Raw genomic sequence first — 22,473 nt, 5'->3', positions numbered from 1 at the left:
AAACGAAGCGTCCAAAGGACGTCCTGACGATCGAATGGGCATACCGTTTCCTGTGCTCAAATGATTAAACATTTTTCTCTTCTTTAACGTTATCCATATCATATTAGCATGTTTAATACTTCAAGCGACAATAACACTTTACATTATTTTTGCGAATTTATGCCACACTTTGACAATTTTGATCTAGAATTAACGGAATGAATTTACACATTTATGATTAAATTTTAACGAAAGCAGTAAAAATCAATCATCAAATTACCATTTAAACAAATTTAAATACTAAATTAACAAAATAAAAGTATTTTGATTTCAACGAATGATGTTTCGAAAATGAGGATCCAATGACAGTGTTTGAAAAGCTTCGCAAGGGCGAGATAGGCGAGGCACTCAAAGCCCAAAAAGGTGTGTTGCGCACAGTGGTGGTCTTCAGCATGGTGATCAATTTGCTGATGCTGACGCCGTCGATTTACATGTTGCAGGTTTACGACAGAGCCTTGCCCAGCGGCAATCAAATGACTTTGTTGATGCTGACTTTGCTGATGCTGTTCTTTTTTATATTCATCAGCGCTCTGGAGTACGTGCGCAGCCTGATGGTGATCCGGATCGGATCAAAGATTGATCTGGAACTGAACAAACGGATCTATACCGCTGCGTTTGAGCAAAACCTGAAAAAGGTCGGATCACCTGCGGGCCAGTCACTCAACGATCTGGCCACCATCCGGCAATTCGTCACGGGCAACGGCCTGTTTGCCTTCATGGATGTGCCATGGTTCCCGATCTACCTGGTCGTCTTGTTCATTTTTGACGTATGGGTGGGTGTATTCGCTCTGTGTGGTGCAGCCGTGTTGGTGGTTTTGGCAGTGATCAACGAACGTGTATCGCACACGCCATTGAGCGAGACCAGCAAACTGCAGGTGCAGTCCAGCAACATGGCCACCAACACCTTGCGCAATGCCGAGGTGATCGAGGCAATGGGCATGCTGCCCAGTTTGCGCGCACGCTGGTACGCGGTGCACGAGAAGTTTTTGAACCAGCACGCAGAGGTCAGTGAAAAGCTGGGAACGATCAGCGCGACCACCCGGTTCGTTCGTTTGTCAGTGCAATCGCTGGTCTTGGGTTTGGGGGCCTACTTGGTCATCATTGGCGAGATGAGTCCGGGCATGATGATTGCCGGCTCCATCTTGATGGGCAAAGTGCTCGGGCCCGTGGAATTGCTGATCAATGTATGGCGACAGTGGTCGGGCGTGCGCAGTGCGAGCGAACGCCTGGTGGCTTTGCTGGATGCCAACCCTCCCAGAGAAACTGGCATGCCATTGCCCGCACCGCTGGGCAAAGTGTCCGTGGAATCTGTCACTGCAGGCCCACCCGGCACACGCCAGGCGGTTCTGAACAATGTATCGATGGCCCTAGAGCCTGGCGATGTGCTGGCGGTGATTGGCCCCAGCGGTTCGGGCAAGTCCACATTGGCACGCCTACTGGTGGGCGTGTGGGCTCCTCAGTTAGGCAAGGTGCGTTTGGATGGCGCCGACATACATCAGTGGAACAAGGATTTGTTGGGCCCCTACTTGGGCTATCTGCCGCAAGACATTGAGTTGTTCGCAGGCACCGTGGGCGAGAACATCGCTCGCTTTGGCCAAACCGATCCGACACAGGTGATTGCGGCAGCACAGCAGGCGGGTGTGCACGAGATGATTTTGCGCTTCCCCAAAGGTTACGACACCGAGTTGACTGACGATGGCGCCAGTCTTTCGGCAGGTCAACGCCAGCGCATTGGCTTGGCTCGGGCCCTGTATGGCCAACCGCCTGTGATTGTGCTGGACGAACCGAACTCGAATCTGGACGAAGCCGGCGACATCGCCTTGGGCCGAACTTTGCAATGGTTGCGTGAAAACAAACGCACGGTGGTGCTGATTTCGCACCGCGCCAATGTGCTGGCATTGAGCACCAAGCTGGCGTTCATCCGTGACGGTCAGATGCAGGCTTTCGGCCCGACGCAACAGGTCATGGAAGCCATGGCCAAAGCACAGCAACAAGCACAGGCCAGCGCAGCACCAGCCGCGCCTCAAGAGGGTCAATGAAGATGAATATGCCGACGAATCCTACTGCCACAGAAGTGACCGATGTGAACCCCAAACCCGAGCCGGGCGGCCCTCTGGATGAACGCAGTTACAGCCGCTGGGGCTGGATCATTGTGCTGGCTGGCGTTCTGGGCTCTCTGGGCTGGATGGCCATAGCTCCGCTTGACCAAGGTGTGCAAGTGCAAGGCACGGTGATCGTGGCTGGCAACCGCAAGTCTGTGCAGCATCCGACCGGGGGCATCGTCGACGAAGTGCTGGTGCGTGAAGGCGATGTGGTCAAGGTGGGCCAAGTGCTGGCCCGCATGAATGTGACACAAGCTCGAGCAGATGCGGAGATGATGCGCTTTCAGGTGCTGACAGGGCGCGCCATGGAGGCACGGCTGAAAGCAGAAGACACGGGCGCTGCGGCCGTTAAATTTCCAGACATGCTGATCAGCGATGCCACCAGCAAAGCCGACCCCCGTGTGCCGAGCCTGCTGCAGTTGCAATTGCAGTTGTTTGCCAGCCGCCGCGCGGCGCTGCAAAGCGAACTGGCCAGCATGGATCAATCGATTCAGGGTGTTGAATTTCAACTCAAGGGCCTGCTGCAATCGCGCCAGGAAAAACGCAGCCAACTGATCACGATGGACGAGCAGTTGAACAACATGCGTGAATTGGCCAGCGAAGGCTATGTGCCGCGCAACCGGATGCTGGAACTGGATCGGCAGAGTGCTCAACTCAAAGGCGCGTTGGCCGAGGATACTGGCAACATTGGTCGCCTGGAAAAGCAAATCCAGGAAGTCACCATGCGCAAGGAACAGCGCCTGCAGGAATACAAGAAAGAGGTCCGATCGCAGTTGACCGAGATTCAACGCGACACCGAAAGTGCTGCCCAGCGCCTGGCTGCAGCCGATTTCGCTTTGAGCAACACCGAGGTGAAGTCTCCTGCAGATGGCGCTGTTGTGGCCTTGTCAGTGTTCACCCCTGGCGCAGTCATCAGCCCTGGCTTTCGCATCATGGATGTGGTTCCTCAAGATGCACGTTTGGAAATTGAAGGCCAGGTGCCTGTCCATCTGATAGACAAGGTCAAACCCGAATTGCCTGTTGAGCTGATGTTCACTGCTTTCAACCAGCGCAAGACGCCTCACATCGCTGGCGTTGTCACGAAGGTTTCCGCAGACCGATTGACGGATGAAAAAACCGGCGCGCCTTACTTCAAGTTGTATGCCGAGGCGACCGCCGCAGGCATCGTTCGTTTGCGGGATGAAAAAGTTCGTCCCGGCATGCCGGTTGAGGTATTCGTCAAGACCGGCGAGCGTACGATGCTCAATTACTTGATCCGCCCCATTTTGGACCGCGTTCACTCTGCGCTGCGTGAGGAGTGAGCATGAGGAAAACCTTTTTAGCCTCGGCTGCTTTCATAGGCATGGCCGCGACGTGCTCTGCATGGTCACTCGATTTGGTGCGTGCATATCAAGCGGCTTTGCAAAACGACGCGCAATTTCAAGCGGCTTTGCGTGAACGTGATGCCGGCCTGCAATACCAAGAAATTGGCCGGTCCAATTTGCTGCCGGTCCTTCAGTGGTCATACAGCGACAGTCAAAACAAATTGACCCGAACACAGGACATTTTGGGCAAATCGGTCACAGACAGCCCCGACTACAGAAGCCAGTCGAACGTGCTTTCCCTGCGTCAGCCTTTGGTGAATTTCGAGGGTTTGGCACGCTACAGACAAGGCGTAGCTCAGACGAGCCAAAGCCTGGCGACTTTTGATGTTCAAGCCAATGCCCTGGCCATTCGACTGATGGAGGCTTACGCCAATGTGCTGTTTACCAAAGAGCAGGTGGCGCTGACTCAGGCTGAATTGAATTCTTTGCGCGAAGTGATGAAGGCCAATGAGGCCATGTGGAAAAAAGGCGAGAGCACACGCACCGATGTTCTGGAGACACGCTCTCGGTATCTGATTTCAGAGGCCCAGTTTTTGGAAGCACAAGCATCGCTGGACTTTGCACAGCGACAGCTTGAGGGCATAGCCGGTGATGAAGTTCGTTCTGAATTTGAAAACATGCGCGGCCCAAGGCAAGACTTCACATTACGGCCGCTGCTGCCTGCAACGATCGAAGAATGGCAACAACTGGCACACGACAACAACCCCGACATTCGGGCCCTGCGTCATGCGATGGAGGCCGCCCGACAAGACATGGAGCGAAGCCGTGCAGGACATTTGCCGCGACTGGATCTCGTCGCCAGCGTCAGCCGCAGCCTGTCAGAGACTGTCAATACGATCAATCAGCGGCTGAACAATCAAAGTACAGGGGTGCAATTGACCCTGCCTTTGTACAGTGGCGGGGCTGTTTCTGCGACATCGCAACAAACAGCAGCCAACTACGAAAAATCACAGGCTTTGCTCAACGCCAAGATCAATGAGGTGATGGTGGATTTGCGCAAGCAATTCAATCAAATCCGAACGGGTGGGACGCGGATCGAAGCGTTGAAAGAAGCGGTGGATTCCGCGGAGAACCTGGTCATCGCCGTTCGAAAAAGCATCACGGGCGGACAACGCGTCAATGCAGACTTGCTCAATGCGATGCAGCAACTGCATACGGTCAAGAAAGATCAAGCACAAGCACGCCTGAGTTATTTGCAAGCTTGGCTGCGTATCAAAGCACACACCGGACTGGTTGACGAACAAGACATGGAGCAGATTGCCGCGTACTTTCGATGAAGTCGCAAGGTCCACAGGGAGGGCACGGCTCAAGTGCCAGACACGTCACCGTCTTCAAACGTGTAAACCCGTCCCGGCTCGAAGGCCACCCATGCCTCGTTGGTGGTCAGTGGCTGCGTAACGACCACGGCCACGCGGTCGGTCTCGCGGGTGTGTTCGGCAAAGTTCACGCTCAGGTCTTCGTCGCTCAAGGTGGCTTGGCTGAAGGGGTGGCGGCGCAGCACATAGTGCAGCTGCGTGCTGGCATGCGCCCACAAGGCCTGGCCGTTGGACAGCAAAAAGTTGAAGGTGCCGTGCTTGGCGATGTGCGGCACCAGTTCGCGCAGCGTGAGCGACAGCTCTTGCACGCTGGGCACGCTGGCGTGTGACTTGGCCAGCTCTTGCATGAGCCAGCAAAAGGCGCGCTCGCTGTCGGTCTGGCCCACGGGTTTGAAGTTGCCGTGCAGGCGCGGCTCGAAATTGACCAGGTTGCCGTTGTGCGCAAACACCCAGTAGCGACCCCACAGTTCGCGCACAAAGGGGTGGCAGTTTTCCAGGCTCACCTCGCCTTGCGTGGCTTTGCGGATGTGGGCGATGACGTTGGTGCTTTTGATCGGGTAGCGGCGCACCAGCTCGGCCACCGGCGAGGTGCTGGCGCTTTGGTGGTCCACCATGTGGCGCACGCCGCGCCCTTCAAAAAACGCGATGCCCCAGCCGTCGCTGTGGTGGTCGGTCACGCCGCCGCGCTGCGCAAAGCCGCTGAAGCTGAAGGTCACATCGGTCGGGGTGTTGCAGTTCATGCCGAGCAGTTGGCACATGGGTCAGTCTTTCTTGTGGGCGGGCGCGGACATGAGCCAGGCCGGGATGATGGCCAGCGCGGTGAGCACCGCCAAAAACCAGAAGGTGTGGTGGAAGGCCTGCAAGCGGGCATGGGCATCGCCAGCGCCGAGCAAAGCCACGCCCATGGCGCCCAGCCGCCACTCCAGCACGATGGCGCACAGGCTGACACCGGCTGCGCCGCCGAGCATGCGCAAAAAATTGACCACACTGGCCCCCTGCGGGATCAGGTGCGCCGGGATGCCTTGCATGGCCCCGAGGTTGAGCGAAGGCAAGATGAAGCCCAGGCCGATGCGGCCCACGATGGTCCACAACCACAGGGCCAGCAAGCCCCGGTCCGGGTCGACCGTGCTCATGAGTGCAAACGAGCACGTCAACAGCACCAGGCCCACCAACACCAAATACCGTTTGTCGGTGCGGTCGGCCCAGCGCCCCACCAAGGTGATGGTGATGGCCAACATGAAGCCCGCAGGCAACAGGGCCGAGCCCACATACGAGGCCGACAAACCCAGGCCGCTTTGCATGAACACCGGCAGCAGATAAGTGGAGCCAAACAGCGCGGTGCCATAGGTCACGGCCACCAAAGACCCCATCAGGAAACTGCGGTGGGTGAACACGCGCAAGTCCATCAAGGGCGCCTGTGCGCCGGTGGCGTGGTGCTGAAAGCGCCGCTGCAAACGCATTTGCCAAGCCACAAAGCATGCGGCCATGAGGGCGGCGCCCAGCAGCAAAGGCAGGCCCTGCGCGGTGCCCGATTCGCGCCAGGTGACCATGCCATTGAGCAAGAGCACCGTGCCCAGCAACGCCATCAACAGGCCCCACCAGTCCAGGCGGCCCGAGGCAGCATTGGCCTGCACGCCGCCGGGTGCGGTGGTGGGCACGTAGCGCCGCGCCAGCCACAGCGCGGCCAGCGCCAGCGGTACGACCATGAAAAAGATGGAGCGCCAGCCAAAGGCATCGACCAGCAAACCGCCCACGCTCGGGCCGATGGCAGGGGCCAACACCACGCCTGTACCAAACAGGCCACTGGCGCGGCCGCGCTCTTCGGGGGCGAAGGCGTTCATGATGATGATCACCGGGATCGGCTGCACCACACCGGCGGCCAAGCCTTCCACAATGCGCGCCACCAGCACCCAGCTGTAATCGTCGGCCAAGCCGCCCGCGATGCCGCCGCCCAACAGCATGAGCATGCAAATTTCGTAGGTGCGGCGGTAACCAAAGCGCGAGAGCAACCAGGGCGTGGTCAGCATGGACACGGTCATGGCCACCATGAAGCCCGAGCTGACCCACTGCACCCGCGTCTGGCCCAGCGTGAAATGCTGGCTCATGTCGGGGATGGCCACGTTCATGATGGTGGACGACATGACCGAGGCCATGGTGCCCAGCATCACCGACAAGAGCAGCAGCCAGCGGTGGCGCTCGCCATAACGGACCTTGAGGGCCTGCAGGCTGTGCGGGTCTTGACTCATGTCGCTTGCGCTGCTTTCTGGACGCAGGCCTGGCAGATGCAAGCTTTGCCTTTGGCTGCATCTGGAATTTGCCGCAGCAAGGCCGCGCTGAATTGTTCACGGGTGCACCAGCAAGCCGCCTGCGCCTGTTCATGGGCCGGTGCTTCCATGGCGCAGCGGTTGGCTTGCCCGCACAGGGGGCAAAGGCAAGGGTCAACGGTGGAACAAACGCTCATGGCAAGGGTGGTGGCGGTAAAGCATCAAGTTTAGGTCTTTGGTGCGACCTTGGACCCAGGCCAGGTCAACAGGCGTTTCAGTTTTTGTTCTGGCGGCGCTGCGCATCGCGCCACAGCCGCACAGCCAACAACACGAGCGGCGTGGTGTGCAAGAACAAATCAAAAATATCGATCGGCCGACTCAGCGTGCCTTGAAACAACATGCGCCATTTCTCACTCAGATGAGGCTCTGGCACAAAAGGGGCGACAGCGAGATAAACCGCAATCAGCGCCAGCCAAAGCAGCGGGATTCGGTCAATCCAGCGCATGCGGTCCTTGGAGGTGGAGTTTGAAATGGGGGTCATGCACCCTATTACAGCAGGTTCCATAGCATCTTCGATTTGAACCCATGCCTCGTCTGCTTTTGCCCTTGGGGCTGCTTATGCATGCCCCAAAGTCTGGGAGATGGCCTGCTCAAGCGCCAACGAAAAACGACTCCCGAGGGAGCCGTTTTCACAGATGCCGGAACCCGTCCGGCATGAGCGGACCGATCAGGCCGCCTTGACCTTCAAACGCCAAGCGTGCAGCAATGGCTCGGTGTAACCGGAAGGTTGCGCCTTGCCCTTGAAGACCAGATCGCAAGCGGCTTTGTAGGCGGCCGACTTGGCGAAGTTGCCCGCCATGGGCTGGTAAGCCACGTCGCCCGCGTTTTGCGCGTCCACCACAGCCGCCATGCGCTCCATGGTGGCTTTGACTTGCTTTTCGGTCACGACACCGTGGTGCAACCAGTTGGCCATGTGCTGGCTGGAGATGCGCAGCGTGGCGCGGTCTTCCATCAGGCCCACGCCGTTGATGTCGGGCACCTTGGAGCAGCCCACGCCTTGGTCCACCCAGCGCACCACATAACCCAAGATGCCTTGGGCGTTGTTGTCGAGTTCCTTTTGCTTGTCTTCTTCAGACCAGTTGGCGGCGTCTTTGGCCACCACGGGGAACTGCAGCAAGGCGTTGAGGGTGTCTTCGCGCAGTTGTTTCGGGTCTTGCTTGGCCACGGCTTTTTCCATCTGCTTTTGCAGCGCAGGCACGTCCACTTGGTGGTAGTGCATGGCGTGCAGCGTGGCAGCGGTGGGGCTGGGCACCCAGGCGGTGTTGGCACCGGCCATGGGGTGACCGATCTTGGCTTTGAGCATGTCGGCCATCAGGTCGGGCATGGCCCACATGCCTTTGCCGATCTGGGCACGTCCGCGCAGGCCGCAGGCCAGGCCCACGTTGACGTTGTTCTTCTCGTAGGCACCCAGCCAGGTGCTGTTCTTGATGTCGCCCTTGCGCATGACAGGACCGGCCAACATGCAGGTGTGCATTTCGTCGCCGGTGCGGTCCAGGAAGCCGGTGTTGATGAAGGCCACGCGGCTCTTGGCAGCGGCGATACAGGCTTTCAGGTTGGCGCTGGTGCGGCGCTCTTCGTCCATGATGCCCAGCTTCACGGTGGAAGGCTTCATGCCGATGACTTTTTCCACGCGGCCAAACAGTTCGTCGGCAAACGCCACTTCGGCGGGGCCGTGCATCTTGGGCTTGACGATGTAGACGCTGCCGGTGCGGCTGTTGCGCAGCGGGTGCGAAGACTTTTTCTGCAAGTCCACCAGGGCGCAGGTCACGGTGACCATGGCGTCCAGAATGCCTTCAGGAATCTCTTTCATGCTGCCGTCAGCGGCTTTGTAGAGGATGGCGGGGTTGGTCATCAGGTGACCGACGTTGCGCACGAACATGAGCGAGCGACCGTGCAGTTTGACGGTGCCTTTGCCTGTGGGCTTGGTGTACTCGCGGTCACCGTTCATGGTGCGGGTGAACGTCTTGCCGCCCTTTTGCACTTCTTCGCTCAGGCTGCCTTGCAAGATGCCCAGCCAGTTGGCATAGGCCAGCACTTTGTCGTCGGCGTCCACAGCGGCCACGGAATCTTCCAGGTCGAGGATGGTGGACAGCGCGCTTTCAGCGATCAGGTCGGACACGCCAGCGGGGTCGGTCTTGCCAATCGCAGTGGTCTTGTTGATTTGCAGGTCGAGGTGCAGGCCGTTGTGCACAAACAGCACCGAGGCAGGTGCCTTGGCATCGCCGGTGTAACCCACGAATTGCTTGGCATCGGCCAAGGTGGAGTTTTTGCCATTGGCCAGGGTCACCACCAGCTTGCCGGCTTTGACGATGTAGCCCTTGCTGCCCACGTGCGAGCCGGTCTTCAGCGGTGCGCAGCGGTCGAGCACGTTGCGGCAGTAGTCGATGACTTTGGCGCCGCGCTTGGGGTTGTAGCCCGTGCCTTTTTCGCAGCCGTCGGCTTCGCTGATGGCGTCTGTGCCGTACAGCGCGTCATACAAACTGCCCCAACGGGCGTTGGCGGCGTTCAGGGCGTAGCGGGCGTTCAAGATCGGCACCACCAGTTGGGGGCCTGCGAGCTTGGCCAACTCAGCGTCCACGTTGGCGGTGGTGGCTTGGGCGTTGCGTGGCTCGGGCACCAGGTAACCGATTTGGCTCAGGTATTTGCGGTAAGCCTTCATGGCCTTGCCAGCGGGCACGGGGCCGGGGTTGGCGGTGTGCCACTCGTCCATGGCGGTCTGGATGCGGTCACGCTCGGCCAGCAGGGCGATGTTCTTGGGGGCCAAATCGGCCACGATGCTGTCAAAGCCAGCCCAGAACTTGTCCTTGTCCACGCCAGTGGCGGGCAACAGGGTGTCGTTGATGAAGCTCAGCAAAGGATTGGCCACTTGCAGCTTGTGAATCGCGGTGCGTTCGGTCATGGGAACCTCGGATGTTGAAAAAAGGAATTCGGGCGCACTGCCAACCCTGCGCGCTTGGGCGCGAAAGACTTTGCAGCATGGGAAGGACTTTATTCTAAGTTTCGATGCGGATAAAGACGGCAAAAATTCATTAACCCGTGACTTTTTTGCACAAATATCCGGCAAAAAAGCATAATTGCCCCCATGGACAAGCTCAAAGCGTTCGACACCTTTGTCTCGGTTGCCACCAAGGGCAGCCTGACGGCCGCCGCCCGCGGCGAGGGCGTGGCCCCGGCCATCATTGGGCGCAGGCTGGACGCGCTGGAGGAGCACCTGGGCGTGAAGCTGCTGGTGCGCACCACGCGGCGCATCACCCTCACGCACGAGGGCAGCGCCTTTCTGGAAGATTGTCAGCGCCTACTCTCAGACGTGGCCAATGCCGAAGCCAGTGTCTCGGCCGGTGGCGTCAAGGCCAGCGGGCATTTGCGCATCACGGCCCCTGCGGGCTTTGGGCGGCGGCATGTGGCGCCGCTGGTGCCCAAGTTCCGCGAACTGCACCCCGATGTGACGATCTCGCTGAACCTGTCGGACCGCGTGGTGGACCTGGCGGGCGAAGGCTTTGACTGCGCCGTGCGCGTGGGCGATTTGCCCGACTCGTCTTTGGTCAGTGTGCGCATGGCCGACAACCGCCGCTTGTGCGTGGCCACACCAGCCTACTTGGCACGGCGCGGCACACCGCAGCAACCATCCGATTTGCTGCACCACGACTGCCTGACCTTGTCGAGCGACGCTTCGCAAACCCGGGGCTGGGCCTTTCGCACCGAGGGCGGCAGCAGCGAGGTGATCCATCTGCGCCCCGGCGGCCCACTGGACTGCTCGGACGGTCAGGTGCTGCACGACTGGTGTCTGGCCGGTTACGGCATCGCCTGGCGCAGCACCTGGGAGGTCGAGGCCGAAATTCAGGCTGGCCAGTTGGTGGCGGTGCTGGAGGACTTTGCCGCACCGCCCAACGGCATCTACGTGGTATTCCCACAGCGCAAGCATTTGCCTTTGCGGGTGCGCCTGTGGATCGATCACCTCAAACAAAACTACGGTCAAGCCGAGTTCTGGCAACGCACCGGCCTGTGACCGCCCCCATGAAAAAAGCCTGACAAGTGTCAGGCTTTGGAGACAGTCAACAGGACAGGCGCCCTGCGGACGCCATCACTTTTTCAGGCATTCGGACATGAAGGCTTTGCGCTCGTCGCCCTTCTTGCCGGTTTCCTTGGCTTCAGCGTTGCAAGTTTTCATCTTGTTTTGCTGGGTTTCTTTTTTGTTGGCGCTCAGGCAGTCTTTCATGAAGGCTTTGCGCTCATCGCCTTTTTTGCCGTCGGCCTCTTTGTTGCAAGTGGCCATTTTGTTTTGCTGCGGGGTTTTTTCAGCGGGTGCCGGGTCGGCGGCCTGCGCCCAACCCGAAGCCAATGCCAAACCCAAAGCCAGAACTGTGAAACCGTGACGCATATGAAACTCCCTGATGGTGAAGATGGATGGTGGCGCGACATGCATTTCAGCGCCGCATGCATTAGGGCACTTGGGCTGGCGATTTGTCCAGCGCGAGCTTGTAATCAACTGTAAATGAACACACACAAAAGCGTTCATCCGCGCAGACCGGGCCACGCCCCGTAAAATCCACCCCATGCTTTCTGCCAAACAACATTTGCTCACGGCCCTGGCCGCCGAGCTCGACAAACTCCAGCCCGGCGCAGGCGCACGGGCCGCCTTTGAATCCCCCAAGGTCGCCGCCCACGGCGACCTGGCCTGCACGGCCGCCATGCAATTGGCCAAGGCCCTGAAACAAAACCCCCGGCAACTGGGCGAAACGCTGCGCGCCGCCTTGCTGGCCACCCCCGCTTTCGAGCGCTGGGTCGACGCCATTGAGTTGGCGGGCCCGGGCTTCATCAACATCCGCCTCAAAGACGCCGCCAAGCAGGCCATCGTTCACGAAGTGCTGCAAGCGGCCGAATGCTTTGGCGATCAACCCGCGCAAGCCCACAAGGTGCTGGTGGAATTTGTCTCGGCCAATCCCACCGGCCCGCTGCACGTGGGTCACGGCCGCCAAGCCGCTTTGGGCGATGCCATTTGCAATTTGCTGGCCACACAAGGCCAGCAGGTTTACCGAGAGTTTTATTACAACGACGCAGGTGTGCAGATCGGCACCCTGGCCAACTCCACCCAGCTGCGCGCCAAGGGCTTCAAGCCCGGTGACGCCGAGTGGCCCGAGGCCGCCTACAACGGCGACTACATCCAGGACATCGCCAACGACTTTTTGGCCAAGAAAACCGTCAAGTCCGACGACCGCGAATTCACCGCCAGCGGCGATGTGAACGACCTGGACGGCATGCGCCAGTTCGCTGTGGCCTATTTGCGCCACGAACAAGACCTGGACTTGAAGGCCTTTGACGTCAAGTTCGACAACTACTACCTGGAGTCGAGCCTGTACACCAGCGGCAAGGTCGATGCGGCCGTGCAAAAGCTCAAGGACGCGGGCAAGACCTACGAACAAGACGGCGCGCTGTGGCTCAAGTCCACCGACTACGGCGACGACAAAGACCGCGTCATGCGCAAGGGCGACGGCACCTACACCTACTTTGTGCCCGATGTGGCCTACCACATCACCAAGTGGGAGCGCGGCTTCACGCGCGTGGTGAACATCCAGGGCACCGACCACCACGGGACGATTGCCCGTGTGCGCGCTGGCCTGCAGGCCGCAGGCGTCGGCATTCCGGAAGGCTACCCCGACTACGTGTTGCACACCATGGTGCGCGTGATGCGCGGCGGCGAAGAGGTCAAGATCTCCAAGCGCGCCGGCAGCTACGTCACGCTGCGCGACCTGATCGAGTGGACCAGCAAGGACGCGGTGCGTTTCTTCTTGCTCAGCCGCAAGCCTGACACCGAATACATCTTCGACATCGACTTGGCGCTGGCACAAAACAACGACAACCCGGTGTACTACGTGCAGTACGCCCACGCACGCATCTGCTCGGTGCTGAGCGCCTGGGGTGGCGACAAAGCCAGCCTCACGCATGCCGACCTGTCTGCTCTGCAAAGCCCACAGGCCCATGCGCTGATGCTGGCCCTGGCCAAGTACCCCGAAATGTTGACCTCTGCGGCCAACGACTTCGCCCCGCACGACGTGACCTTCTACCTGCGCGATCTGGCCTCGCTGTACCACAGCTACTACGATGCCGAACGCATTCTGGTGGACGACGAAGCCGTCAAGAAAGCCCGTTTGGCGCTGGTGGCGGCCACGGCTCAGGTGCTGCAAAACGGCTTGAAAGTTCTGGGTGTGTCAGCACCTGCCAAGATGTAAATGACAATGAAAAACTCTCAACGCGGCGGAACGTTCATGGGCGTCATCATCGGTCTGGTGGTGGGCTTGGGCCTGTCACTGGCTGTGGCCATCTATGTGACCAAGGTGCCCACACCGTTTTCCAACAAAAACCAGCCCCGCTCGTCCGAGCAAGACACTGCTGAGTCGCAAAAGAACAAGGACTGGAATCCGAACACGGTGCTCCAGACCAAGCCGTCCGCCGAACAGCCCCCTTCACCGATCGTGCCCAGTGCAGAAATGCAGCCCAAGCCGATCGACAAGACTGCTGCTGCCCCTGTCGAACCGGCCAAGCCCGATGCCCGCCCGCCCGCCGTCTCGGCCGACCCGCTGGGTGACCTGGCCAAAGCCAAATCGGGCTTGTCCACACCGGCCGCCAACGCCAACGCGGGCGACCCCTTTGACTACGTGATCCAGGTGGGCGCCTACCGTGGCGCGGCCGATGCCGATGCCCAAAAAGCCAAACTGGCCATGATGGGGCTGGACGCCAAGGTCTCTGAGCGGGATCAAGGCGGACGCACGGTTTACCGCGTACGCTTGGGGCCTTACGATGACAAGGCTGCGGCCGAAAAAGTGCGCGCCCGTCTCGAAAGCAGCAGCATTGAAAACACCTTGGTGCGGGTGCAGCGCTGAGCGCCCCGCCCCACCCGCCCAACACCCACTGAGGAGACCCCATGAAACGCCGTCTTTTTTCTGGCGCTTTGCTCGCCACTTCTGCTTGGCTGAGTCAATCCACGGCTTGGGCGCAAGCCTTGTTCAAAGCGGGCAAAGACTATTTGCCGCTGGAGCGCCCCGTGAGCACCGACGCCGCAGCGGGCAAGATCGAGCTGATCGAGTTCTTTTGGTACAGCTGCCCACACTGCAGTGCGTTTGAGCCCACATTTGCGCAATGGGTCAAAAACGCCCCCAAAGACGTGGTGGTGCGCCGCGTGCCTGTGGCTTTTCGCGACGACTTTGCACCGCAACAACGTTTGTTCTTTGCACTCGAAGCGATGAACCTGCTGGACAGCCTGCACGCCAAAGTGTTCACCGCCATCCATGCTGAAAAGCAGCCGCTCAACACCGAAGCGGCCATCCTGGACTGGGTGGCCAAGCAAGGCGTGGACAAAGCCAAGTTCAGCGAGACCTACAAATCGTTTGGCGTGGCCAGCAAACTCAAACGCGCCGTGCAACTGCAAAACGACTACAAGGTCGAAGGCGTGCCCTCCTTTGGCATTGCCGGCCGCTTTTACACCGATGGCTCGATCGCCGGCAGCATGGAGCGCGCCATCAAGGTGGCCGAATCGCTCATCGCACAAAGCCGCACACGCACTTGACCTCTGGCATGCACCCATTCGGAGCCAAAGCCCGCCCAGGCCCCGCCTGCGCGGGCTTTTTTGTGGCCAAGCTGCGGTATCGGTGCCGATATGCAGACGCTTGCGCCTACAATCAAAAAGCCTCGAACAGCAAGATTCATGCCTTTTAAAACTTTTCTCCACTTGATCGCCGGTGCAGCCCTGAGCTGGGGCCTGCTCTGTGCGCCCGTGCACGCTGAAAAAGCCGACAAAGACAAGCCCATGAACATCGAGGCGGACAACATGCGCCACGACGAAGGTCTGAAACTGACCCAATTCAACGGCAATGTGGTCGCGGTCAAAGGCACCCTGGTCATACGCGCCGACCGCATGGAAGTACAAGAAGACGGCAAAGGCCAGCAATTGGCGCAATTTTGGGCCGCCCCCAAACAGCGGGTTTTCTTTCGCCAAAAACGTGAAGGCGTCGACGAATACACCGAGGGCGAAGCCGAAACCGCCATCTACGACAAACAAGCCGATCAAATGACGCTGGTGCAGCGAGCTGAAGGCCGCATCTTGCGCGGCACCGAAGTGGCCAACCGTGTGACGGGCGAGAAAATCGTCTTCAACAACACCACCGAGGTGATGACCGTGGATGGCCAAGCCAAAGGTCAGGCCGCCAACGGGCGTGGCGAGCGCGTGCGTGCCGTGATCACCCCCCGCAAAGAGGGCACAGACACGGCCCCCGCCCTGGCACCGGTGCTGCGCACCAGCCCCTCTTTGGGCGAAAGCAAAAAACCATGAGCGACACCCCCACCAGCTGCCTGGAAGCGCGGCATCTGAAAAAATCCTACGGCAGCCGCAAAGTCGTGCACGACGTGTCGATGAAAGTGTCCAAAGGCGAAGTGGTCGGCTTGCTCGGCCCCAACGGTGCGGGCAAGACCACCTCGTTTTACATGATCGTGGGCCTGGTGCGCGCCGATGGCGGCCAGATCCTGATCGACGGCGAAGACGTGACCCGCATGCCCATCCACAAACGTGCACGCATGGGCTTGTCGTACCTGCCGCAAGAAGCCTCCATCTTTCGCAAGCTGTCGGTGGCCGAGAATGTGCGTGCCATTTTGGAGCTGCACACCGACGCGCAAGGACGCCCGCTCGGCAGTGCCGAGATTGAACAAAAGCTGGACGCTTTGCTGGCCGATTTGCGGGTCGACCACCTGCGCGACTCACCTGCTGTGGCCTTGTCGGGCGGCGAGCGCCGCCGCGTGGAGATTGCCCGTGCGCTGGCCACCGACCCGCGCTTCATCTTGCTGGACGAGCCATTCGCCGGCATCGACCCGATCGCCGTGATCGAGATCCAGCGCATCATCGCCTTCCTCAAACAGCGCGGCATTGGCGTGCTGATCACCGACCACAACGTGCGCGAAACGCTGGGCATTTGCGACCACGCTTTCATCATCAGCGACGGTCATGTGCTGGCCCAAGGCACCCCCGAAGAGATCGTGGCCAACGCCGATGTGCGGCGCGTCTATCTGGGCGAACACTTCCGAATGTGATGCGCCCTGATTTGACATTCGACATGCGAGCTGCAGCGTGAAACCAGGTCTGTCGCTGCGCATGTCGCAGCACCTGGCGCTCACGCCCCAGTTGCAACAATCGATCCGCTTGCTCCAGCTGTCCACGCTGGAGCTGACGCAAGAAGTCGAGCAAATGCTCGACGAAAACCCCTTCCTCGAACGCACCGACGAAGAGGCCCCACAAGAAGCATTTGGCCTGGAGCAGGCCGACAGCCATGTCAGCCTGGGCGACCGCGTGAGCGAAAGCGCCAGCGAATCCAGCCACGACGATGGCCCCAGCGAAGTCACCAGCGAAGCCGTGAGCGATGTGGCCGAAAGCTGGGACGGCGACGGCAGCGTCGAGATGCGCCCCGACGACAGCGAATGGGGCGGCGAAGCCGGATCGCGCCAAAACCATGGCGACGACACCGCCGATGCGGTGGAGCTGGCCCGCAGCATGGGCTCGCTGACCGAGTTTTTGCACCGACAAGCCCTGTCACTGCGCCTGTCCGAGATCGACCGCGCCGCCCTGCGCTTTTTGATCGAGTCGCTCAATGACGACGGCTACCTGACCGACACCCTGCCCGAGCTGGCCGCCAGCCTGGCGGGCAGCGAAGACGACGAACAGCTGGACGAGCTGGTGCACCGCTTCACAGTGGCGCTGGGTTTGCTGCAATCGCTCGAGCCGGTTGGGGTGGGCGCCCGCGATCTGTCCGAATGCCTGCGCATCCAGATCAAGGCCTTGCTGCAGGACGACCCGACCCACGCGACCATGCAAGCCGCACTCAAGGTCTGCGGCCAGCCCATGGAGCTTTTGGCCAAGCGCGACTTCAAACGCCTGGCCGGGCTGACCGGCGAAAGCGAAGCGCTGATCAAAGCGGCCATCCCCTTCATTGCGCGGCTGGAGCCCAAGCCGGGCCGCCCCTTTGTGCAGGCCGAGCAAAACATCATCGTGCCCGATGTGATCGTGACCAACCTGCGCAAAACCGGCGCACCCAAGTTCCGCATCCAGCTCAACCCCGACGTGATGCCCAAGCTGCGTGTGCACGACATCTATGCCAACGCCCTGCGTGGCGGCAAGGGCGAGTCGCACGCAGGCCTGCAGCAGCGCCTGCAAGAAGCGCGCTGGTTCATCAAGAACATCCAGCAACGCTTTGACACCATCTTGCGCGTGTCCTCTGCCATCGTGGAGCGGCAGAAAAACTTTCTGGTTCAAGGCGAGCTGGCCATGCGACCGCTGGTGCTGCGCGAGATCGCCGACGAGCTGGGCATGCACGAGTCCACCATCAGCCGCGTGACCACGGCCAAATACATGTCCACGCCGCAAGGCACGTTTGAGCTCAAATACTTCTTTGGCTCGGGCCTGGGCACCGACAGCGGCAATGCCGCGTCGAGCACCGCCGTGCGGGCCTTGATCAAACAACTGGTGGCCGCCGAAAATCCAGCCAAACCCCTGTCGGACAACCAGATCTCGGAAATGCTCAAGGAACAAGGCATCGACTGCGCACGCCGCACCGTGGCCAAATACCGTGAAGCCCTGAAGATCGCGCCCGCCAACCTGCGCAAAACACTTTGAGAAACCTGCTGCCGTGAACTCACTCCAACTTTTCATGCCCTGCGCCGCCGGCGTTGAGGGCTTTCTGGCCGACGAAATCCACCAGATCACCGGCCTGACCGGTCAAGACCTGCTGACCGGCCGCGGCGGCGTGATGGCCCGCGCTTCGTGGCGCGATGCCCAACGCATCAACCTGCACAGCCGCCTGACCCAGCGCGTGCTGGTGCAGCTGTCCGAGACGCCCTACCGCAACGAAAACGACCTGTACCAGGGCGCCAGCGCCGTGGCCTGGGAGATCTGGTTCACGCCCAAGCAGACCTTCAAGATCGAGATCACCGCGCAGCACAGCCCGCTGACCAGCCTGAACTTTGCCGCACTCAAGATCAAAGACGCCGTGGCCGACCGCTTCCGCGCCAAGCGCGGCGAGCGCCCCAGCGTCGACACCTCCTGGCCTGACGTGCGCATCTACGCGCACGTGACGCCGGAAACCCTCAACCTGTACATCGACACCTCGGGCGAGCCTTTGTTCAAGCGCGGCTGGCGCACCGACAAGGGCGACGCGCCTTTGAAGGAAACCCTGGCCGCCGCCATGATCGCCGCCAGCGGCTGGGACGCCACCGTGCCTTTGTACGACCCTTGCTGCGGCAGCGGCACCATCCCGATCGAAGCGGCGCAAATCGCCTGCGGCATCGCGCCCGGTTTGCAGCGGCGCTTTGGTTTCGAGAAACTGCTGCCCTTCCAGAACCACGTCTGGCAAGGCTTGATCGAAGAAGCCCGCGACCTGGAGCACGAACCCACGGCGCCAATTTTTGGCAGCGATGTGGCCTTCCGCATGGTCGACTTTGCCGAACGCAATGCCGAGCGTGCTGGTGTGTCGGGCGTGGTCGAGTTCCGGGGTGGCGACGCGCTGCAACGCATGCCGCCCAGCGAAACCCCCGGCGTGATGCTGCTCAACCCGCCCTATGGCGAGCGCATTGCAGCGGCCGGTGTGGCCGGGCGTGGACGCGACAACTTCCAGCCGGGCGCCCTGGCCAGTTCGCGTGCAGCCGACCAAAGCCACCACCGCGAAACCGCACAGGTTGACGACGGCGGCGACTTCTTCGCCCAACTGGCCAGCCACTGGAAGAAAAACTACAGCGGCTGGAGCGCCTGGATGCTCACGCCCGACCTGAAGCTGCCCAGCAAGATGCGCCTGAAAGAATCGCGCCGCGTGCCCATGTGGAACGGCCCCATCGAATGCCGCCTGTTCCGCTTTGACATGGTCAAAGGCAGCTTGAAGCGCACCGCTGCAGATACCCCCACCCCGGGGGCCGCCGGAACACCTGCGCCATGAGCGCACCGCAGGGCGGCCAGGCCCCGGCACGCTGCGTGCTGGACACCAACATCGTGCTCGACCTGTGGGTGTTTGACGAACCCCGCGCCGAGGCCCTGCGCCTGAGCGTCGAAAACGGCCACACGCAATGGCTGGCCACCACCGCCATGCGCGAAGAGCTGGCCCGCGTGCTGGCCTACCCGCAAATCGCCAAACGCTTGACGCACCGCGAACTGCCTGCCAGCGCCGTGCTCGGCCACTTCGACCGCTGGGCCCAATTGCAGCCCGACGCGCCCAAAGCCGAATACGCCTGCAAAGACCCGGACGACCAAAAATTCATCGACCTGGCCGTGGCCCACACCGCCAGCTTGCACAGCAAAGACGCGCAGGTGCTGTGCATGCGCAAACGTCTGGAGCGCTGCGGCGTGGCGCTCAACCCTACAATCCTCGCCTGATCACCGGAACACCCCATGAACACCACCGCTGGCTTGCAAGCCGAAGACTTCGACACCCTGGACAACATCCTCGACGACCTGCGCGAGCGTTTTGAAGAAACGCCGCAATGGGAGTTCTGCGAAGGCTTCATGGCCGCCATGGTCTGCTGCCGCCGCCCCATCCCTGAAGGCGAATGGCTGCCCATGCTGCTGGGTGTGGACGAAGGCGAAGAAGGCGGCAGCTTTGCCGACGATGCCCAGCGCCAGCAATTCCTGGCCTTGTGGCAACGCCGCTTTGACGAGATCCAGCTGTCGCTCGACACCCCCGTGGAAGCACTGGACGACGACAAGGCCTACGCCCCCGAAGTGATGGACGTGCGCGGTGCGATCGCCACGCTGCCCGAAGAAGAACGCGCCGAAATCGACGACAACGAAATCCCCGCCTTTGCGCAAGTCTGGGCACTGGGCTTCATGTTCGCGGTCGAGAACTGGTCCGACGAATGGGCCGCCCCCAAAGACAAAGACGCCGCCAAGTGGCACGACCTGTCGCTCGAAGCCATCGTGGCCCTGACCGAAGACGACGCCGACACCCCCACCCTGTCCGCCCTGTCCGAAGACGGCCCCCCCAGCGTCAGCGAAAACCGCCTGAACGCTTACGGCGAAGCCCTGTGGGCCGTGTACGACCTGCGCGAAATCTGGCGCAACATCGGCCCCCGCGTGGAACAAGTCATCAAAGCCGCCACCCCCGGCCGCAACGACCCTTGCTCGTGCGGCAGCGGCAAGAAATACAAAAAGTGCTGCGGCGCCTGAACGGGATCACCACGTCGCTTCGCGCCGCGCGATGACGACATAAGCGTCATCGCGAGCAAAGCGCGGCAATCCAGCCGCCTCCTGTCCTTGCGAGCGAAGCGCGGCAATCCAGCCGTGAAGGGGATGGATCCCGGGTCAGGCCCGGGATGACAGAGGGGAAGTGGATCCCGGGTCAGGCCCGGGATGACAGTGGGGAGCGGTCACCCCACCCTTCCAATGTCACCCCGCACACCCAATGTCACCCCGCACACCCAATGTCACCCCGGGCGAAGACCCGGGGTCCATCTGCAACTGCATGGATGCCGGATCAAGTCCGGCATGACAAAGAGGCGTGGATACCGGGTCAAGCCCGGCATGACCGAGGGGAAATGGATCCCGGGTCAGGCCCGGGATGACGGAAAGAGCGCTGTCACCCCCAGCCCATCCAATTTCACCCCACCTTTCCAATTTCACGCCTCCCTTCCAATTTCACCCCGCACCCCAATGTCACCCCGGGCGAAGACCCGGGGTCCATCTTCAACTGCATGGATGCCGTATCAAGTCCGGCATGACAAAGAGGCGTAGATACCGGGTCAAGCCCGGCGTGACGAAGGGCGATGGGTAACGGTCAAGCATGTCCAGTGTGCCGCCTGATGACTCGTTTTGATATGGATTGCTGCGGCTCCTGGATCGCCACGTCGCTTCGCTCCTCGCGATGACGGAATGGGGGTCGCCAGGACAGCGAAGGAAGGGTTCCGTGACGTCCGCACCGCTCAAATTTACAAGTCCTGATATTTGATTAATCGAATAAATCAAAAATAACATTTTGATTGTTTACAAAAACGAGATCGGTTGAAGAAATACAGGACATCGGCGGCGACACCATGAAGTTTTTTATCCAGCTGCCTGCATCGGTATTGCTGATTTTTTTGTGGCCCCAATGGCTCCATGCACAAAGTCTGCATCAGCTCATTGCGGCCAGCCTCGAAAGTCACCCCAGCATCCGGGCACAACAAGCTCAACTGCAGGCCAGCGAATCAGAGATCACGCTGGCACAGCAACAGTTTTTGCCCACCTTCTCACTGAGCTGGGAAAAGGCGCAAACCAACAGCCCCATGGACAGCGCCTACGCCAGCGGTCGCCCGGTGGCTTTGGCGCGCTTGCAGCAACCGCTGTGGACCGGCGGTCGCCTCACAGCGAGCCTGGACAAAGCGCGTGCACAAAACAGACTGGCCATGGCCCAACTTGGCGAAGCGCAATGGCAACTGAGCTTGCGCGTCGTTCAAGCCTATGGTGAGTGGTGGGCTGCCCAACAAAAAACCCAGGCACTGAACAACAGCCTGGCCGTTCACGCCGAGCTCAAGCGGCAAATCAGCCACCGTGCCCAAGAAGGCGCCTCCGCGCAAGGCGAAGTGACCCTGAGCACCGCACGGCTGGAACAAACCCGTGCCGAGCTGCAAAACACGCGCATGCAAACCGCGGTGGCTTTGGCCAAACTGCAGCAACTGAGCCACCAGCCACTGGAGACTCAACATCTGCAAAGCAGCACCACGCCGCCGCCCGCCATCAACACCCAGGCCGAAGACGCGCTGTATGCGCAAGCAGTCAACCATGCCCCCACACTGCAACGCCTGCAAGCACAACAAGCCATTCTGAGCCACGAGCGGGAAGAAAAAGAAGCCGCCCGCTGGCCCGAGGTTTATGTGCGCGCAGAACACCAATCGGGCAGCCCCTACACCACCCAACCGTTCTCCACCAACCGCATGTTCGTCGGCTTGAGCGCCTCCACAGGCGCGGGTCTGAGCCTGATCCAGCAAATGGAAATCCTGCAGCAACGGGAAAAGGCCCTCGAAGCCGACGTCGCCGCCGCACACCTGAGCCTGCAAGAACAAATCAGCACCGATGTGCAATGGCTGCGCACCAGCCAGGATCGCCTGGCCAGTCTGGCAGCGCATGCGCAAGCCAACCAGGCCATCAACGAAGCCTATGCCCGGCAATTCAATGCAGGCCGCAAAACCTGGATCGACGTGATGAATGCAGCACGCGAATTGACCCAGGCACACCTCCAGCTGTCCGACGCACAAGCCACCGCCCTGACCAGTGCCTGGCGATTGCACATCTTCACGCAAGGCCTGGCACACCTGTCGCCCACGCCCTGAGAGA

General features: G+C 60.5%; 21 protein-coding genes. 15 read left to right on the top strand and 6 right to left on the bottom strand.

Annotation, left to right across the window (positions count from 1 at the left end):
* Window positions 1-341 precede the first annotated feature (341 nt).
* From B9Z43_RS15140 to B9Z43_RS15130, 3 genes are read left to right on the top strand one after another with little or no spacing between them, the layout of a single operon-like run.
* A complete protein-coding gene (locus B9Z43_RS15140; RefSeq protein ID WP_108326790.1) occupies window positions 342-2,078 on the top strand; it encodes a type I secretion system permease/ATPase in 1,737 nt (578 codons plus the stop codon).
* A gap of 8 nt (window positions 2,079-2,086) precedes the next feature.
* A complete protein-coding gene (locus tag B9Z43_RS15135) occupies window positions 2,087-3,442 on the top strand; it encodes an HlyD family type I secretion periplasmic adaptor subunit (protein WP_108326808.1) in 1,356 nt (451 codons plus the stop codon).
* A gap of 2 nt (window positions 3,443-3,444) precedes the next feature.
* On the top strand, window positions 3,445-4,782 hold the full coding sequence (locus B9Z43_RS15130; RefSeq protein WP_108326789.1) for a TolC family outer membrane protein: 1,338 nt from the start codon (window positions 3,445-3,447) through the stop codon (window positions 4,780-4,782).
* 29 nt (window positions 4,783-4,811) lie between these two features.
* On the opposite strand, the gene B9Z43_RS15125 is transcribed toward B9Z43_RS15130, so the two are convergent.
* The 5 genes from B9Z43_RS15125 to B9Z43_RS15105 form a co-directional block, all read right to left on the bottom strand.
* Window positions 4,812-5,579, bottom strand: coding sequence for a class II glutamine amidotransferase (locus tag B9Z43_RS15125; RefSeq protein ID WP_108326788.1), 768 nt, complete (start codon window positions 5,577-5,579; stop codon window positions 4,812-4,814).
* A 3-nt stretch (window positions 5,580-5,582) separates the two neighbouring features.
* Complete coding sequence (locus B9Z43_RS15120; RefSeq protein ID WP_108326787.1) at window positions 5,583-7,067, bottom strand: DHA2 family efflux MFS transporter permease subunit; 1,485 nt, start codon at window positions 7,065-7,067, stop codon at window positions 5,583-5,585.
* Entirely contained in the window at window positions 7,064-7,282 is a 219-nt protein-coding gene (locus tag B9Z43_RS15115; RefSeq protein ID WP_108326786.1) for a cysteine-rich CWC family protein, read from the bottom strand. The genes B9Z43_RS15120 and B9Z43_RS15115 overlap by 4 nt, the downstream gene beginning before the upstream one ends.
* A 77-nt stretch (window positions 7,283-7,359) precedes the next feature.
* Entirely contained in the window at window positions 7,360-7,626 is a 267-nt protein-coding gene (locus B9Z43_RS15110; protein ID WP_233250102.1) for a hypothetical protein, read from the bottom strand.
* 186 nt (window positions 7,627-7,812) lie between these two features.
* A complete protein-coding gene (locus tag B9Z43_RS15105; RefSeq protein ID WP_108326784.1) occupies window positions 7,813-10,044 on the bottom strand; it encodes a malate synthase G in 2,232 nt (743 codons plus the stop codon).
* Here B9Z43_RS15105 and B9Z43_RS17175 point away from each other — a divergent pair.
* Both B9Z43_RS17175 and B9Z43_RS15100 read left to right on the top strand, forming a co-directional pair.
* The gene (locus B9Z43_RS17175; RefSeq protein ID WP_158270132.1) at window positions 10,043-10,219 is read left to right on the top strand and encodes a hypothetical protein; all 177 of its coding nucleotides are present in this window, start codon (window positions 10,043-10,045) and stop codon (window positions 10,217-10,219) included. The two genes, B9Z43_RS15105 and B9Z43_RS17175, sit on opposite strands and share 2 nt — an antisense overlap.
* Window positions 10,220-10,227: 8 nt before the next feature.
* Complete coding sequence (locus B9Z43_RS15100; protein WP_108326783.1) at window positions 10,228-11,151, top strand: LysR family transcriptional regulator; 924 nt, start codon at window positions 10,228-10,230, stop codon at window positions 11,149-11,151.
* A gap of 75 nt (window positions 11,152-11,226) precedes the next feature.
* Here the strand turns inward: B9Z43_RS15100 and B9Z43_RS15095 are convergent, their stop codons facing one another.
* Entirely contained in the window at window positions 11,227-11,523 is a 297-nt protein-coding gene (locus tag B9Z43_RS15095; protein WP_108326782.1) for a PsiF family protein, read from the bottom strand.
* Between the two features lie 175 nt (window positions 11,524-11,698).
* On the opposite strand from B9Z43_RS15095, the gene argS reads away from it, so the two are divergent.
* The 10 genes from argS to B9Z43_RS15045 all read left to right on the top strand — a co-directional run bounded on the left by argS (window position 11,699) and on the right by B9Z43_RS15045 (window position 22,469).
* Window positions 11,699-13,372, top strand: coding sequence for an arginine--tRNA ligase (gene argS / locus B9Z43_RS15090; RefSeq protein ID WP_108326781.1), 1,674 nt, complete (start codon window positions 11,699-11,701; stop codon window positions 13,370-13,372).
* 6 nt (window positions 13,373-13,378) lie between these two features.
* Window positions 13,379-14,023, top strand: a complete 645-nt coding sequence (locus tag B9Z43_RS15085; protein ID WP_108326780.1) for an SPOR domain-containing protein — start codon at window positions 13,379-13,381, stop codon at window positions 14,021-14,023.
* A 41-nt stretch (window positions 14,024-14,064) separates the two neighbouring features.
* Window positions 14,065-14,706, top strand: coding sequence for a thiol:disulfide interchange protein DsbA/DsbL (locus B9Z43_RS15080; protein WP_108326779.1), 642 nt, complete (start codon window positions 14,065-14,067; stop codon window positions 14,704-14,706).
* Window positions 14,707-14,844: 138 nt separating this feature from the next.
* Window positions 14,845-15,468, top strand: coding sequence for a lipopolysaccharide transport periplasmic protein LptA (gene lptA / locus B9Z43_RS15075; protein WP_108326778.1), 624 nt, complete (start codon window positions 14,845-14,847; stop codon window positions 15,466-15,468).
* The gene (gene lptB, locus B9Z43_RS15070) at window positions 15,465-16,220 is read left to right on the top strand and encodes an LPS export ABC transporter ATP-binding protein (RefSeq protein WP_108326777.1); all 756 of its coding nucleotides are present in this window, start codon (window positions 15,465-15,467) and stop codon (window positions 16,218-16,220) included. Before lptA ends, lptB begins: the two co-directional genes overlap by 4 nt.
* 37 nt (window positions 16,221-16,257) lie before the next feature.
* The gene (locus B9Z43_RS15065) at window positions 16,258-17,796 is read left to right on the top strand and encodes an RNA polymerase factor sigma-54 (RefSeq protein WP_108326776.1); all 1,539 of its coding nucleotides are present in this window, start codon (window positions 16,258-16,260) and stop codon (window positions 17,794-17,796) included.
* Between the two features lie 13 nt (window positions 17,797-17,809).
* On the top strand, window positions 17,810-19,108 hold the full coding sequence (locus tag B9Z43_RS15060) for a class I SAM-dependent RNA methyltransferase (protein ID WP_199222325.1): 1,299 nt from the start codon (window positions 17,810-17,812) through the stop codon (window positions 19,106-19,108).
* Window positions 19,105-19,542: a putative toxin-antitoxin system toxin component, PIN family gene (locus B9Z43_RS15055; RefSeq protein ID WP_108326774.1), complete on the top strand. Its 438-nt coding sequence runs from the start codon at window positions 19,105-19,107 to the stop codon at window positions 19,540-19,542. The genes B9Z43_RS15060 and B9Z43_RS15055 overlap by 4 nt, the downstream gene beginning before the upstream one ends.
* Window positions 19,543-19,557: 15 nt before the next feature.
* Entirely contained in the window at window positions 19,558-20,331 is a 774-nt protein-coding gene (locus B9Z43_RS15050) for a YecA family protein (protein WP_108326773.1), read from the top strand.
* Window positions 20,332-21,194: 863 nt separating this feature from the next.
* Window positions 21,195-22,469, top strand: a complete 1,275-nt coding sequence (locus B9Z43_RS15045) for a TolC family protein (RefSeq protein ID WP_108326772.1) — start codon at window positions 21,195-21,197, stop codon at window positions 22,467-22,469.
* Window positions 22,470-22,473 lie beyond the last annotated feature (4 nt).

Source organism: Limnohabitans sp. MMS-10A-192, assembly GCF_003063335.1.
GTDB lineage: Bacteria > Pseudomonadota > Gammaproteobacteria > Burkholderiales > Burkholderiaceae_C > Limnohabitans_A.
The sequence above is the reverse complement of the archived record's forward strand: the minus strand, read 5'-3'. Positions and strand labels throughout refer to the sequence as shown.

Coding starts and splice junctions, on each gene's coding strand:
- B9Z43_RS15120 (WP_108326787.1), bottom strand. CDS start 7,067: ATGAGTCAAGACCCGCACAGCCTGCAGGCCCTCAAGGTCCGTTATGGC.
- B9Z43_RS15130 (WP_108326789.1), top strand. CDS start 3,445: ATGAGGAAAACCTTTTTAGCCTCGGCTGCTTTCATAGGCATGGCCGCG.
- B9Z43_RS15050 (WP_108326773.1), top strand. CDS start 19,558: ATGAACACCACCGCTGGCTTGCAAGCCGAAGACTTCGACACCCTGGAC.
- lptB (WP_108326777.1), top strand. CDS start 15,465: ATGAGCGACACCCCCACCAGCTGCCTGGAAGCGCGGCATCTGAAAAAA.
- B9Z43_RS15115 (WP_108326786.1), bottom strand. CDS start 7,282: ATGAGCGTTTGTTCCACCGTTGACCCTTGCCTTTGCCCCCTGTGCGGG.
- argS (WP_108326781.1), top strand. CDS start 11,699: ATGCTTTCTGCCAAACAACATTTGCTCACGGCCCTGGCCGCCGAGCTC.
- B9Z43_RS15110 (WP_233250102.1), bottom strand. CDS start 7,626: ATGACCCCCATTTCAAACTCCACCTCCAAGGACCGCATGCGCTGGATT.
- B9Z43_RS15135 (WP_108326808.1), top strand. CDS start 2,087: ATGCCGACGAATCCTACTGCCACAGAAGTGACCGATGTGAACCCCAAA.
- B9Z43_RS15055 (WP_108326774.1), top strand. CDS start 19,105: ATGAGCGCACCGCAGGGCGGCCAGGCCCCGGCACGCTGCGTGCTGGAC.
- B9Z43_RS17175 (WP_158270132.1), top strand. CDS start 10,043: ATGGGAACCTCGGATGTTGAAAAAAGGAATTCGGGCGCACTGCCAACC.
- B9Z43_RS15140 (WP_108326790.1), top strand. CDS start 342: ATGACAGTGTTTGAAAAGCTTCGCAAGGGCGAGATAGGCGAGGCACTC.
- B9Z43_RS15095 (WP_108326782.1), bottom strand. CDS start 11,523: ATGCGTCACGGTTTCACAGTTCTGGCTTTGGGTTTGGCATTGGCTTCG.
- B9Z43_RS15080 (WP_108326779.1), top strand. CDS start 14,065: ATGAAACGCCGTCTTTTTTCTGGCGCTTTGCTCGCCACTTCTGCTTGG.
- B9Z43_RS15085 (WP_108326780.1), top strand. CDS start 13,379: ATGAAAAACTCTCAACGCGGCGGAACGTTCATGGGCGTCATCATCGGT.
- B9Z43_RS15100 (WP_108326783.1), top strand. CDS start 10,228: ATGGACAAGCTCAAAGCGTTCGACACCTTTGTCTCGGTTGCCACCAAG.
- B9Z43_RS15125 (WP_108326788.1), bottom strand. CDS start 5,579: ATGTGCCAACTGCTCGGCATGAACTGCAACACCCCGACCGATGTGACC.
- lptA (WP_108326778.1), top strand. CDS start 14,845: ATGCCTTTTAAAACTTTTCTCCACTTGATCGCCGGTGCAGCCCTGAGC.
- B9Z43_RS15045 (WP_108326772.1), top strand. CDS start 21,195: ATGAAGTTTTTTATCCAGCTGCCTGCATCGGTATTGCTGATTTTTTTG.
- B9Z43_RS15105 (WP_108326784.1), bottom strand. CDS start 10,044: ATGACCGAACGCACCGCGATTCACAAGCTGCAAGTGGCCAATCCTTTG.